Annotated in this window: 13 protein-coding genes; 3 read left to right on the top strand and 10 right to left on the bottom strand. The window is 70.8% G+C overall.

Going from position 1 to position 13,562, the window contains the following annotated elements; genetic code table 11:
- Window positions 1-71: 71 nt before the first annotated feature.
- The 6 genes from VEC03_RS00660 to def form a co-directional block, all read right to left on the bottom strand.
- Window positions 72-1,265 (bottom strand): phosphoglycerate kinase, encoded by a 1,194-nt coding sequence (locus VEC03_RS00660; protein WP_324912193.1) that lies wholly within the window; start codon window positions 1,263-1,265, stop codon window positions 72-74.
- Between the two features lie 91 nt (window positions 1,266-1,356).
- Complete coding sequence (locus VEC03_RS00665; protein ID WP_324912194.1) at window positions 1,357-1,704, bottom strand: AzlD domain-containing protein; 348 nt, start codon at window positions 1,702-1,704, stop codon at window positions 1,357-1,359.
- Complete coding sequence (locus VEC03_RS00670; RefSeq protein WP_324912195.1) at window positions 1,701-2,438, bottom strand: AzlC family ABC transporter permease; 738 nt, start codon at window positions 2,436-2,438, stop codon at window positions 1,701-1,703. The genes VEC03_RS00665 and VEC03_RS00670 overlap by 4 nt, the downstream gene beginning before the upstream one ends.
- Window positions 2,438-3,403 carry a methionyl-tRNA formyltransferase gene (gene fmt / locus VEC03_RS00675; RefSeq protein WP_324912196.1) on the bottom strand — a complete coding sequence of 322 codons (966 nt, stop codon included), beginning with the start codon at window positions 3,401-3,403 and terminating at the stop codon, window positions 2,438-2,440. Before fmt ends, VEC03_RS00670 begins: the two co-directional genes overlap by 1 nt.
- A gap of 17 nt (window positions 3,404-3,420) precedes the next feature.
- A complete protein-coding gene (locus VEC03_RS00680) occupies window positions 3,421-3,918 on the bottom strand; it encodes a hypothetical protein (RefSeq protein ID WP_324912197.1) in 498 nt (165 codons plus the stop codon).
- 6 nt (window positions 3,919-3,924) lie between these two features.
- Window positions 3,925-4,437, bottom strand: a complete 513-nt coding sequence (def, locus tag VEC03_RS00685; RefSeq protein ID WP_324912198.1) for a peptide deformylase — start codon at window positions 4,435-4,437, stop codon at window positions 3,925-3,927.
- Between the two features lie 139 nt (window positions 4,438-4,576).
- Here def and VEC03_RS00690 point away from each other — a divergent pair, with 139 nt between their 5' ends.
- From VEC03_RS00690 to VEC03_RS00700, 3 genes are all read left to right on the top strand, one after another.
- On the top strand, window positions 4,577-5,794 hold the full coding sequence (locus tag VEC03_RS00690) for a LysM peptidoglycan-binding domain-containing protein (protein WP_414708438.1): 1,218 nt from the start codon (window positions 4,577-4,579) through the stop codon (window positions 5,792-5,794).
- A gap of 10 nt (window positions 5,795-5,804) precedes the next feature.
- Window positions 5,805-6,926 carry a DNA-processing protein DprA gene (gene dprA, locus VEC03_RS00695; RefSeq protein ID WP_324912200.1) on the top strand — a complete coding sequence of 374 codons (1,122 nt, stop codon included), beginning with the start codon at window positions 5,805-5,807 and terminating at the stop codon, window positions 6,924-6,926.
- A gap of 75 nt (window positions 6,927-7,001) precedes the next feature.
- Window positions 7,002-7,478 carry a DUF494 domain-containing protein gene (locus VEC03_RS00700; protein WP_324912201.1) on the top strand — a complete coding sequence of 159 codons (477 nt, stop codon included), beginning with the start codon at window positions 7,002-7,004 and terminating at the stop codon, window positions 7,476-7,478.
- Between the two features lie 154 nt (window positions 7,479-7,632).
- Here VEC03_RS00700 and VEC03_RS00705 read toward each other — a convergent pair whose 3' ends face one another.
- From VEC03_RS00705 to yajC, 4 genes are all read right to left on the bottom strand, one after another.
- Window positions 7,633-10,305: a DUF1631 family protein gene (locus VEC03_RS00705; protein WP_324912202.1), complete on the bottom strand. Its 2,673-nt coding sequence runs from the start codon at window positions 10,303-10,305 to the stop codon at window positions 7,633-7,635.
- 7 nt (window positions 10,306-10,312) lie between these two features.
- Window positions 10,313-11,263: a protein translocase subunit SecF gene (secF, locus tag VEC03_RS00710; RefSeq protein ID WP_324912203.1), complete on the bottom strand. Its 951-nt coding sequence runs from the start codon at window positions 11,261-11,263 to the stop codon at window positions 10,313-10,315.
- 9 nt (window positions 11,264-11,272) lie between these two features.
- Window positions 11,273-13,153, bottom strand: a complete 1,881-nt coding sequence (gene secD, locus VEC03_RS00715) for a protein translocase subunit SecD (RefSeq protein WP_324912204.1) — start codon at window positions 13,151-13,153, stop codon at window positions 11,273-11,275.
- Between the two features lie 68 nt (window positions 13,154-13,221).
- A complete protein-coding gene (gene yajC, locus VEC03_RS00720) occupies window positions 13,222-13,548 on the bottom strand; it encodes a preprotein translocase subunit YajC (RefSeq protein WP_324912205.1) in 327 nt (108 codons plus the stop codon).
- Between the last annotated feature and the right edge of the window lie 14 nt (window positions 13,549-13,562).

Genomic DNA, 13,562 nt, shown 5'->3' on the forward strand with positions numbered 1-13,562 from the left:
GCGACACGGCGTCAATCGACGCGGACACGATGGCCCCAGCGCAGGGCCCATGGCCCTGCGCCGCCACGGCATCAGCCGGCCGCACGCCGGGCGAGGACCTCGAACGCCGGCAGCGTCTTGCCTTCCAGAACTTCCAGGAACGCGCCGCCGCCGGTGGAGATGTAGCCCACGTCCTGGCCGATACCGTACTTGGCGATGGCGGCCAACGTGTCGCCGCCGCCGGCGATGCTGAATGCATCGGATCGGGCGATGGCGCGCGCGATGGTCTCGGTGCCGTGCGAGAAGGCCTCGAACTCGAACACGCCGACCGGGCCGTTCCAGACGATGGTGCCGGCGGCCATGAGCTGTTCGGCCAGTTGCTGCGCCGTCTGCGGCCCGATGTCCAGGATCAGGTCGTCGTCGGCCACGTCACGGACCGTCTTGGTGGTCGCCGGAGCGTCGGCCGCGAACGACTTGGCCGTCACCACGTCGACCGGAATCGGCACCTCGGCGCCGCGCGCGGCCATCGCCTCCATCACGGCCTTCGCCTCGCCGACCAGGTCCGGCTCGGCCAGCGACTTGCCGATCGGCAGGCCGGCGGCCAGCAGGAAGGTGTTGGCGATGCCGCCGCCGACCACCAGCCGGTCCACGTTCCTGGCCAGCGACTGCAGGATGGTGAGCTTGGTCGAGACCTTGGAGCCGGCCACGATCGCCGCCAGCGGCCGCTTCGGGTTGGCCAGGGCCTTGCCGATGGCATCGATCTCCGCCGCCAGCAGCGGTCCCGCGCAGGCCACCTTGGCGTGCTCGGCGATGCCGTAGGTGGACGCCTCGGCGCGATGCGCGGTACCGAAGGCGTCGTTCACGTAGATGTCGCACAGCGCGGCCATCTTCTTCGCCAGCTCGGGGTTGTTCTTCTTCTCGCCCTTGTTGACGCGGCAGTTCTCCAGCAGCACCAGCTCGCCGGGCTGCACCTGCACGCCGTCCACCCAGCCGGCCTTCAGCGGCACCGGCCGCCCGAGCAGCTCGGACATGCGCTGCGCCACCGGCGCCAGCGAGTCCTCGGGCTTGAACTCGCCCTCGGTCGGGCGGCCCAGGTGCGAGGTCACCATCACCGCGGCACCGGCGTCCAGCGCCATGCGGATGCAGGGCAGCGATGCGCGGATGCGCGTGTCCTCGGTGATGCGGCCCTGGTCGTCCTGGGGCACATTCAGGTCGGCACGGATGAACACCCGCCGGCCGGCCACCTGGCCTTGGGCGCACAGATCGGAAAAACGCAGCACGTTCATGGGACGCAACTCGACGATCGCCAGCAAGAAAGGGAACCGGGGATTGTAGGCAGCGCACCCGTGGCGGTGGGCCGCTGGCAGCGCGTCCGGGCTACCAGCCCAGCCCCAGGTGCAGCGGCAGGTACACCGCCATGCCGGCCACCAGCGTCATCAGCACGCTGCGCCGCCAGAAGAAGATCGCCACGCCGGCGGCGGTGGCGAACAGGCGGGCGTCCTGCCAGGTGGCGACCAGTTGTCCTTGCGTCATCACCACCTCGGGCAGCACCACGCCGGCGAGGGCAGCCACCGGCGCGTACTGCAGCGCCCGCCGGGCCCAGTCGGGCAGGGACCAGGGCCGTTCGAGGATGAAGAAGAAGCAGCGGCTGAGCACGGTGACGCCGGCCAGGCCGAGGATCACGGCCATGGTCCAGAGATCGGTGCCGCCCGGAACGTCGCTCATGCCGCGCGCTCCCGGGTGCGGGCGCCGCCGCGGCTTTCCAGCCAGAACGCAGCCAGCACGGCGATCGCGATGGCGGCCACAACGTTGAGCTTGAAGGGCAGCGCGTACGCCGCCACGGCGGCAGCGCCGGCGACCACCGCCGCCAGGATGCGCAAGGGCGTGTTGGCCAGCGAGCACATCACCCCCAGCAGGCACAGCACGCCGGCGAAGCCCAACCCCCATTGCGAGGGCACCAGGTTGCCCAGCGCCACCCCCAGCAGGCTGGGCATGATCCAGGCCACCCAGGTGATCGCATAGTTGCCGGCCAGGTAGGCCTCCTGCGCCACGCGCCCTTCGGCGTCGTCCGCCGGCAGCGGATGGCGCGCGGTGAACAGCGCATAGCTCATGTCCGCGGTCAGGAAGCCGTTGACCAGGCGCCGCCAGCGCGGCATGTGGATCAGGTAGTCGCGCAGGTGCAGGCTGAACACCACGAAGCGCAGGTTCACGCAGAAGCCGGTGGCCCAGATCACCCACATGGGCGCGCCGGCCACCAGCAGCGGGATCGCCGCCAGCTGTGAGCTGCCGGCGTAGACCAGCAGCGTCATGGCCGCCGCCTCCACCGTGCTCATGCCGGCATTGACCATGGCCACGCCGGTCATCAATCCCCAGGCCGCGATGCCGGGCGCGATCGGCGCGCTGGCGCGCACGCCGTCGCGGAACTCGGGGTGCCGCCGCACCGAGGCCCGCCAGAACATCAGGCGGCCCCGAAGCGCTGGCCGGGCGTGATCGCCGTGCCGTGCAGGAAGTCGGCGGCGGCCAGGCGCTTGCCGCCGGCGCGCTGCAGTTCGGTCAGGCGTAGCACGCCATCGCCGCTGGCGACCTCGATGCCGGTCGGGCCGACCGCCAGCACGGTGCCAGCGGCCACGCCGGCCGGCACGGCGCCGCCCGTCACCTCGGCGCGCCACAGCTTGATCGGCTCGCCGGCCAGCGCGCTGGCGGCGCCGGGGAAGGGATCGAAGGCGCGCAGGCGCCGCTCGATCACGATCGCCGGCTGCGACCAGTCCACCTGCGCCTCGGCCTTGTCGATCTTGGCGGCGTAGCTCACGCCCTCGGCCGGCTGCGGCGTGTGCACCAGGCCGCCGCAGGCGGCCAGCTCCAGCGCCTCGACGGCGAGCCGGGCGCCCAAAGTCGCCAGCCGGTCGTGCAGGGTGCCGGTGGTGTCCTGCGGCCCGATGGCAGTGCGCTCGGCCAGCAGCATGTCGCCGGTGTCGAGTCCGGCATCCATCTGCATGATGGTGACGCCGGTCTCGGCGTCGCCCGCCTCGATCGCGCGGTGGATAGGCGCCGCGCCACGCCAGCGCGGCAGCAGCGAGGCATGGATGTTCAGGCAGCCCAGCCGCGGCAGGTCGAGCACCCACTGGGGCAGGATCAGGCCGTAGGCGGCGACCACCATCGCGTCGGGCTGCGCCCGCTGCAGCGCCTGCTGCGCCTGGGCGGCTTCCTCGGGGTACTTGCCATCCAGGCGCAGGCTGCGCGGCTGGGCCACGGCGATGCCGTGCTGCTGGGCGAACTGCTTGACCGGCGAGGGCTGCAGCTTCAGGCCGCGGCCGGCCGGGCGGTCGGGCTGGGTCAGCACCAGGGGGATGTCGAAGCCGGCCGCGTGCAGCCGCTCCAGCGCGACGCGGGCAAAGTCGGGCGTGCCGGCAAAGACGAGCCGCATGGTGGGGTGGCGGGCGCTCAGTTGCGCTCGTTGGGTGCGTTGACGAATTCCATGCCCTGGTGCGAGCGCCGGACGATACCGCGGTCGTCGAGGTACACCCACCAGAACATGTCGCTGCGATCGGCGTCGCGCCAGCGATAGGTCAGCACCGGCCCCTGCCAGCTGCTGACGCCGTCCACCCGCGCCGGCGGGCCGAACTCGCGCTCGACGTCCGCACGGGTCCACTGGTCCGGCACGATGCGCCGGAAGTCCTCCGCATTCAGGACCTGGCGGACGCGCGCCACCCGCCCGGAGGCGTCGAGGTCCACCATCCACGCGAACTGGCCGAAGGGCTGCAGCGAGTACTGCAGCCGCTCGCCCCCGGGGATGGCGACCACGCGGGTGGGCGTCCCCAGCCGCGCGAGCACCTCCTGCTTGGGGGTGCCGGGCTGCACGTCCCAGCCGTGGAAGGGACTGGCGCAGGCCGTCACCAGCGCCGCCAGGCCCAGGCCCACCAGGGAACGACGCCGGGTCATGGCGATTCAGGCGCGCGCGGTCTCGCGGCGCGACTTGAGCATCTTGCTCTTGATGCGGTTGCGCTTGAGCGGCGAGAGGTACTCGACGAACACCTTGCCCAGCAAATGATCCATCTCGTGCTGGATGCACACGGCCAGCAGGCCCTCGGCCTCGATCGTGTGCGACGCGCCCTGTTCGTCGAGCGCGCTGACGCGCACCGCCGTGGACCGCTCCACGCCGTCATAGATGCCCGGCACCGACAGGCAGCCTTCCTCGTTGATCTGCCGCTCCTCGCTGGCCCAGACGATCTCGGGGTTGATCAGCACCAGCGGTTGGTCGCGCTCCTCCGACACGTCGATCACGATCACCCGCTCGTGCACGTCGACCTGGGTGGCCGCGAGGCCGATCCCGTGGGCGTCGTACATGGTCTCCAGCATGTCGGCGACGAGCTGGCGGATGCGGGCATCCACCGCTTGCACCGGCCGGGCGACGGTGTGCAAGCGGGGATCGGGGTAGCGAAGAATGGACAGCAGGGCCATGGAAGCACAGATGGGGGCTGTCGCTATTTTCGCCACTTTTGTGGGGCCGGTCTGCACGCCATCGCCATAAACGTTGCCCAATCAAGGGCTTGAATGCAGAATCGACAGTGACTTGTCAAGTTCTGTAGGAGGAGGAAAGATGATGGCGCAACGCGATGCCGTGGCCGCCCTCCCGCCGCTTGCGCGGCGCGCCGCCGCCATCCTGGCGGCCGCGGCGTTCGCGCTGCCGGTGCTGGCCCAGCCGGTGACACCCGGCCAGCGCGCCACGGCCCAGCAGGTGGCCCAGGCGGGCGTGCCGCTGAGCGAGCTCGCTCCCAACGCCCCGGACCGCTACACGGTCAAGCGCGGCGACACGCTCTGGGACCTGTCCAAGCTGTTCCTGTCCAGCCCCTGGCGCTGGCCCGAGCTTTGGGGCATGAACCTGCAGGACGTGCGCAACCCGCACCTCATCTACCCCGGCCAGCAGCTGGTACTGGAGCGCGAAGGCGGCCGCGCACGGCTGCGGCTGGCGCAGGGCGACGGTGCGCTGCCGACCGAGACCGTCCGCGTCTCGCCGCGCGTGCGCGTCCAGCCGCTGGCCGACACGTCGCTGCCCACGCTGCAGCCGCACCTGATCGAGCCCTTCCTGTCCGAGCCCATGATCGTGGACGAAGGCACGCTCGAACACGCGCCGCGCATCGTGGCGGCGCCCGAGAACCGCGTGCTGATCGCGCGTGGCGACCGCGTCTATGCGCGCGGCAGCGCCGAAGCGCCGCTGATGCTCAAGACCGGCGGCGGTGACGAGTACCGGGTGTTCCGCAATGCCGTGCCGCTGCGCGACCCGGTCACCCGCGCCGTGCTGGGCTACGAGGCGCAGTACCTCGGATCGGCGCGGCTGGTGCGCGGGGAAGACAAGGCGACGGTGCAGGAGCGAAGCGGCGACACCCGCGAGCTGCCGGTCGCGGCCACGTTGGACGTCGTCTCCGCGCGCAGCGAGATGCGGGTGGGCGACCGCCTGCTGCCCGACCCGGGCCGCCAGCTGGTCAGCTACACGCCGCGGGCGCCGGAAGGGCGCATCGAGGGCGCGGTGGTGTCCATGTATGGCGAGTCGGTCGCGCTGGCCGGCCAGAACCAGGTCGTGGTGATCAACAAGGGCACGGCCGACGGCCTGGCGCCCGGGCACGTGCTGGCCATCCAGCACACCGGCGCCACCTTGGTGGACCGCTCGCAACCGGGCGAGCGCACCGAGATCAAGCTGCCCAACGAACGCAACGGCCTGATGATGGTGTTCCGGCCGTTCGAGCGCCTGTCCTATGCCCTGATCCTGGAAACCGGCCAGGGCGTGAAGGTCGGCGACCGCGTCGTCAACCCGCGCTGAGCCTCGCGCCATGGAGCGCGACGAACTGGCGGGCTGGCTGCGGCTGGCGATGACGCCGGGCGTCGGGCCCACCGCCGCGCGCCGCCTGCTCGCCGCCTTCGGGCTCCCGCGCCAGGTGTTCGAGCAGTCGATCGACGCGCTCGCCAGCGTCGGTTCCGCCGCCCAGGTGCAGGCCCTGTGCCGGGAACCCCCGGGCTGGGCGCAGCAGGTCGAGACCACCTGGGCCTGGCTGCAGGCGGGCGACCCCGCGGCGCCGCGCCGCCTGCTCACGCTGGCCGACGCCGGCTACCCGCCGTCGCTGCTGCAGACCGAGGATCCCCCGCTGCTGCTGTACCTCCAGGGCCTGCCGCTCGTCCAGTGGCCACGGGCCATCGCCGTGGTCGGCAGCCGCAACCCCACCCCGCAGGGCGCCATCAACGCACGCCTGTTCGCGCGCAGCTTCGCGCAGGCCGGGCTGGCGGTGGTGTCGGGGCTGGCGCTGGGAGTGGATGGCGCCGCTCACGAAGGCGCCCTGGAAGGCGCGCCCGCCGGCGCGCTGGCCACCATCGCGGTGGTCGGCACCGGGCTGGACCGCGTCTATCCGCGCCGCCACCTGGACCTCGCGCACCGCATCGCCGGACGCGGGCTGCTGGTCTCCGAGTACCCGCTGGGCACGCGCCCGCTGCGCGAGAACTTCCCGCGCCGCAACCGCATCATCGCGGCGCTCGGCGAGGGCACGCTGGTGGTGGAGGCCGCGCTGCAATCGGGGTCGCTGATCACCGCGCGGCTGGCCGCCGAGCAGGGTCGGGAGGTGTTCGCCATCCCCGGCTCCATCCATTCGCCGCAGGCCCGCGGCTGCCACGAGCTGTTGCGCCAGGGTGCCAAGCTGGTGGAGACGGCGCAGGACGTGCTGGAGGAACTGGCGCCGCAGCCTCCGGCACCCCCTGCGAGCGCGCCGGAGCCGGCCGCGGAGCCGGGCCGCGAGCCGCTGCTGCTGCGCGCCATGGGCTTCGACCCGGTGGGCCTGGACGCCCTGATCGCGCGCACCGGCACCGGGGCCGCGGACCTGCAGGCGCAACTGCTCGAACTGGAACTGGCGGGGCAGGTCGCCCGCCTGCCCGGGGGCCTGTTCCAGCGCGTCGAGCGAAGCTGAGGGCCGCGATGCGCTGGCGCAACAGCGATCCGGCGCATCGCCCGGCGATGCTGAGCTCTGGGCTATATTGATTGCATGTTCGAAGTGCTGGTGTTTGTCTACGAGAACTACTGGCGAGGGGATGCATGCCCCGAACTGCAGCAACTGGGGCGCAAGCTCAGTGCCCACGGTTTCGAACCCGAGGAAATCCAGCAAGCCCTGGCCTGGCTCGATGGCCTGAACTTCGCGGCCCAGAGCACCTGCCTGTCGACCGCGGGCAACGCCTTCTGCGCCCCGTCCGCCGGCAGCCTGCGCGTCTACTCGGTCGCCGAGCAGGACCACCTCGGTGCCCAGTGCCTGGGCTTCCTCACCTTCCTGGAATCGGCCGGCGTGATGCCGCCGGCCATGCGCGAGATCGTGGTCGATCGCGCGATGGCCGCCCCGGGCGGCCCGGTCCCGCTCGACGACCTGAAGATCATCGTGCTGATGGTCTACTGGAGCATGGGCCAGGAGCCCGACGCGCTGGTGCTCGATGAGCTGTGCGACGACACCGTCGCACGCCTGCCCCACTAAGCCGGTCAAGGGAACAACCCACAAGGACAAGGCCCGCAACGCGGGCCTTGTTTCGTGTTGGAGCGAAGCGGTTACCCGGGCCTTGTTTTCTGCTGGAGCGAAGCGGATACCGAGCGAAGCGGTTCCCCGGCCCTCGTCGTTGTGACGTTCTGCCCTACGCCAGCAGCCGCTCCGGATTCGCGTCCAGCCGCGCCAGCGCATCGCGCGTGGCACGCACGGTGAGCGTCTCCTCCTCGGCGGGCAGCAACAGGCCGGCCTGCAGGTAGGAGGCCATGCGCCGCGTCTGCAGCAGGAAGCTGCGGCCCTCGGCCGACGCGAACAGGTGCAACTGGCCGCGCTGGCTGCGCCACACGTACTGCACCTGGTGCACCTGCCCGTTGTGGTCCAGCGTGAACCAGCTGCCCCGCTGCAGTTCCGCGGCCCAGGCCAGCATGGCGTCGCTGGGGCGCGAGCCGCCGTCGGCCACCACCTCGATCATGGAGGCGTCGATGCCCAGCATCATCTCCAGCGCCTCCTGGTCCAGCGGCAGGTCGGCCGAGGGGTCGTCGCTGACGAAGTCCTCCAGATGCGCCAGCCGCTTGCCGATCGCATCGATCTGCGCCTGCGGGATCGCCTCGGTCCGCGACATGAAGGCGTCGGCCAGCGTGTCGCTGATGACCTTGATGTGCTTTTCCTGGTCCGCCGCGGCCAGTCCCATCAGCGCCATGCCCTTGCGCAGCCGCTGCAGCAGCGCCGGCAGTTCCTGGATCACCTTGGCGCGCTCGGCCTTGTTCGGCTTCGCGCTGGCGGACCACACCAGGTCGGCCGCCGACTTCTTCAGCGCCACCGTCTCGGCGTGCTGCGGCCCCTGCCGCACGGCGGCCACGGCCAGCACCTCGGCCCAGACCTTGAACAGGAACTCGCGGATCTCGTCGCGCACCGGCACGTCGGCCAGCATCTTGCGCAGCTCGATGGTGTACTGGATCGTCATCGCCTCCTTCTGCTCGACCTGCTGCGCCACGCTGACCAGCCGCTGGGTGTCGCTCTTCTCGGTCAGGAACTTCGAGAGGAATTTCTGGAATTCGTCGTAGACCAGCTGGAACACGCGGCGGCCGGTCTCGGGGTACTGCTCGATCACCTGCACCACGCGCTTGATCTCGATCTCCAGCGCGCTGCCGCCGATGGCCGCCGCATTGAAGCCGAGCACGCAGGACCCCATGCGGTCGATCAGGAGCCGGGCCGGGTGTTCGAGGGTGCCGAAGAACTCCGGCTCGGCCAGCGCCACCCGCAGCACCGGCATCTGCAGCCGCGCGAACCAGACCCGGATGCCCGGCGGGATGCGCTCCTCGGACAGGATGCTCTGGAACATCAGCGCCACGATCTCGATGGTGGCCTTCTCGCCGGTGGTCGCCGCCTTCTTCTTGAGCTCGCCGGTGCGCTGGCGCAGGTCGTGGGCGACCCGCTCGACGGCGGCGTCGTCGTAGACCACCACTTCGCCGACCGTGTCGTCTCCGCCGGCACCGGTATCGATCTGCCGCGTGACCGCGCTGGCATGCCGGTCGATCGCCTCCGTGAGGGCCGGCGAAGGCGCGGCGGCTGCCTCCCGCGGGTCGAAGCCGGCCTTTTCGGTGAGCAGGCGCTTGAGCTGGCCGATCACGCCGGTGGCGCGCATGCGCGCACGGGCGAGCGGCGTGCTGGAGGTCATCATGCGCGTTTCGTCGGCGACGGCGCCGCCCAGCCCGCGCGTGTGGCCGCCGTAGGCCGATGCGGGGCCAGCGCGGCCGCCGCCAGCCGGTTCGCCGGCAAAGCCGGCGCCCGCCGCCGCGCCACCGCCGCCCGCTTGGCCCGCTGCACCCCCGCCGGGGCTGCCACCGGCACCGCTGCCGGCGACGCCAGCCGATGCGTATCCGCCAGTAGCTCCCCCGGGTGAGCCCGCCGTGGCGCCGCCAGCGAAGCTACCTGCGCCCCCACCGGCATGGCCGCCGCTGCCGCCAACACCGCTGCCGCCGTATGCGCCGCCGCCAACGTGGCCACCGGAACCGCCCGCTTCATGCGCGCCCCATCCGCCCGCGCCGGCCGTTCCGCCGGCACCTGCGCCGGGGGCACCACCGCCTGCACCGCCTCCGGGCACCGCGCCAGCAGCACTGTCTCCCACCCCGCCGGCACCCGTCGGAGCCGGGCGCGAAGCGGGGGGCGTGGCCGCGCCGCGCTTGACCCGGGCGCTCAGGTCGATGTCGGGCAGCACGCCGCGGCCGACCAGCAGTTCGTTGGTCGACCGGTAGGCCGCCAGCATGACCTCGGTCATGTGCTTGTGGATCAGCTCGTGCACCAGGATCCAGGTGGTGCGCGCGAGCCCGCTCGCCGTCCACTGCTCCACCGTGAGCTGGGCCACCGCCTCGGCGCGCAGCACGTCATGGCTGGCCAGTTCCTCGCCGTCCAGGTGCTCCATGCGCACCTTCAGCTCGTTGAGTTCCCAGGTGGCCTTCTCCACGACGGCCATGGCCAGGCGCGAGGAGACGATCTTGTTCTCCACCACGTCGTCGCCGATCAGCGCCAGGTCCAGCGCCTCCATGCGGGCGATGCCGGTGGCCGTGGGCGGTACCAGGGCCTTGCGCCAGGCCTTGGCGGTGGCCGTGGTCCAGTCCTTTCGCCGCTGCTCGAATTCCAGCATGGCGTCGCGCCGGTCCTGGGCCTCCCGGCTGCCGGCGGCGCTGTCCATCAACTCCAGCAACCGGGCCCGGATCGCATCCGACAGCGGCTGCAGCGAGCCTTCCAGCCGGGCGACGAAATGCTCGCGCGCCTGCCGCGCGACCACGCTGCTGGGGCTGGAAGGCTGGGCCTGGATCACCGCTGGCTCAGACCACCGCCCCCGCGTTGGGGTCGTTCGGGTCTTCCTTCCGCGGCGAGGACTTGACCAGGTCCTCCCGCTTGACGCCCAGCCACATGGCGATGGCCGCAGCCACGAACACCGAGGAGTAGATCCCGAACAGGATGCCGATCGTCAGTGCCAGGGCGAAGTAGTGCAGCGTCGGGCCGCCGAACAGCAGCATGGACAGCACCATCACCTGGGTCGAGCCGTGCGTAATGATGGTGCGGCTGATGTTGGCGGTGATCCCGTGGTCGATGATCTGCTCGGTGGTCATCTTGCGGAAGCGCCGGAAGGCCTCGCGGATCCGGTCGAAGATGACCACCGATTCGTTGACCGAATAGCCCAGCACCGCCAGCACGGCCGCCAGCACCGAGAGCGAGAACTCCCACTGGAAGAAGGCGAAGAAGCCCAGGATGATGACGACGTCGTGCAGGTTGGCGATGATGGCCGCCACCGCGAACTTCCATTCGAACCGCAGCGCCAGGTAGATGATGATGCCGGCGATCACCATTGCCAGCGCCTTCAGTCCGTCGGTGGCGAGCTCCTCGCCCACCTGCGGCCCGACGAACTCGGTCCGGAGCAGGGACACCGAAGGCTCGGCGGTCTTGAGCGCCGCAAGGACCTGCTCGCTCTGCTGGGCCGAGCTGACGCCCTTCTGGGCCGGGAGCCGGATCATCACGTCGCGCGCCGTGCCGAAGTTCTGCACCTGCACGTCGTTGTAGCCGAGGTCGGCCACCGTCTTGCGCACGCCCTCCACGTCGGCGGCCTGCGCGTAGCTGACCTGCATCACGGTGCCGCCGGTGAATTCCACCGACAGGTGCAGCCCCCGCGTGACCAGGAAGAACACCGCCAGCGCGAACGTGAGGAAGGAGATCACGTTGAACACCAGCGCATGCCGCATGAACGGGTAGTCGCGGTGGATCTTGAAGAACTCCATGGCTCTGCCTTACTCCGCCCGGGTTATAGCGCCGTCGGCGGCGGGACGCCAGACCGTGCCGATGGAAACCGACTTGAGCTTCTTGCGCCGGCCGTACCAGAAGTTCACCAGGCCGCGCGAGAAGAACACCGCGGAGAACATGGAAGTCAGGATGCCGATGCAGTGCACCACCGCGAAGCCGCGCACCGGCCCGGAGCCGAACGCCAGCAGCGCCAGGCCGGCGATCAGGCTGGTGACGTTGGAGTCCAGGATGGTGGCCCAGGCGCGGTCGTAGCCGGAGTGGATCGCAGCCTGCGGCGAGGCGCCGCCGCGCAGTTCCTCCCGCACCCGCTCGTTGACCAGCACGTTGGCGTCGATCGCCATGCCCAGCGTCAGCGCCATGGCCGCCATGCCGGGCAGGGTGAGGGTGGCCTGCAGCATGGACAGGATGGCCACCAGCAGCAGCAGGTTGACCGCCAGCGAGATGCCGGAGATCAGCCCGAACAGCATGTAGTACGCGCCCATGAAGGCCACGATGGCGGCAAAGCCCCAGGCCACGCTGTGGAAGCCCTTGGTGATGTTCTCGGCGCCCAGGCTGGGGCCGATGGTCAGCTCCTCGATGATCTCCATCGGCGCCGCCAGCGAGCCGGCGCGCAGCAGCAGCGCCAGGTCGTTGGCCTCGTTGACGGTCATGCTGCCGGAGATCTGGAAGCGCGTGCCCAGCTCGCCCTGGATCACCGGGGCCGTCAGCACCTCGCCCTTGCCCTTCTCGAAGAGCAGGATGGCCATGCGCTTCTTCAGGTTCTCGCGGCTGGTGTCGCGCATGATGCGGCCGCCCTTGGCGTCCACCGTCAGGTCCACCTTGGGTTGCTGGGTCTGCTGGTCGAAGCCGGGCTGGGCGTCGGTCAGGCTGTCGCCGGTCAGGATCACCTGCTTCTTGACGATCACCGGCCGGCCGTCGCGCTCGAGGTAGCGCTCCGAGCCGAACGGCACCGGGCCGGTGCCCAGTTCGGCGGCGCGGGCCTCGGAGCTCTCGTCCACCAGCCGCATCTCCAGCGTGGCGGTGCGGCCCAGGATGTTCTTGGCGCGCGCGGTGTCCTGCACGCCCGGCAGCTGCACCACGATGCGGTCCAGCCCCTGCTGCTGGATCACCGGCTCGGCCACGCCCAGCTCGTTGATCCGGTTGTGCAGGGTCATCATGTTCTGCTTGAGCGCCTGCTCCTGGATCCGGCGCGCGGACTCGGGCTTGATGGTGGCGACCAGCTTCCAGGCGTCGCCCTCCTGCGATTCGGTGGCCTGCAGGTCCTGGAACTGGTCCTGCAGCACGCGCCGCGCCGCGGCCAGGGTCGCCTGGTCGCGCAGCCGCACCTCGATCTGCTGCCCGTTGCGGCTGATGCCGCTGTGGCGCACGCCGGCCTCGCGCAGCTGGGTGCGCAGGTCGCCGGCGAAGGACTCGGTGCGCTGGGTCAGCGCCGCCTGCATGTCGACCTGCAGCATGAAGTGCACGCCGCCGCGCAGGTCCAGGCCCAGGTACATGGGCGCGGCGCCGATCGCCGACAGCCACTGCGGCGACTCCGACAGCAGGTTCAGCGCCACCACGTAGGGCGCGTCGTCGGGGTTGGGTACCAGCGCGTGCTGGATGGCGTCGCGCGCCTTCAGCTGGGTGTCGGTGCTGTCCAGCCGCACCTTGATTGAATTGACGTCCTGGGTGATGGCCTCCGGCCGGATGCCGGCGGCGGACAGGGCCTGCTCCACCTTGGCCAGGGTCGAGGCATCGACCTTGACGGTGGCCTTGCCCGAGGTCACCTGCACCGCAGGCGCCTCGCCGAAGAAATTGGGCAGGGTGTAGAGCACCCCCACCACGAACGCGACCAGCAGGATCGCGTACTTCCAGAGTGGGTATCTGTTCATGGTCTAGCCTGAACCTTGAGCGGCCCGCGAACCGGGAGTTCCCCCGCCGCGTGCCGCCGGCGCGGCCTTTACTTCAGGGTGCCCTTCGGCAGGACCTGCACCACGGCGCTGCGCTGCAGCTGGATCTCGACGCCGTTGGCGACTTCGACGCCGATGTAGGTGTCGCCCAGGCGGGTGACGCGGCCCAGCACGCCGCCGGCGGTGGCGACCTCGTCGCCCTTGGCCAGCGCTTCGATCATGGCGCGATGCTCCTTCTGGCGCTTCATCTGCGGCCGGATCATCACGAAATACAGCACCACGAACATCAGCACCAGCGGCAGCATGCTCATGAGCGACGACTGCATGTCGCCGCCGGCGGCCGGCGCGGTCTGGGCAAAGGCGGAAGAAATGAACACGGGGGCTCCAGCGG

The organism is Ramlibacter sp., assembly GCF_035627355.1.
GTDB lineage: Bacteria > Pseudomonadota > Gammaproteobacteria > Burkholderiales > Burkholderiaceae_C > Ramlibacter.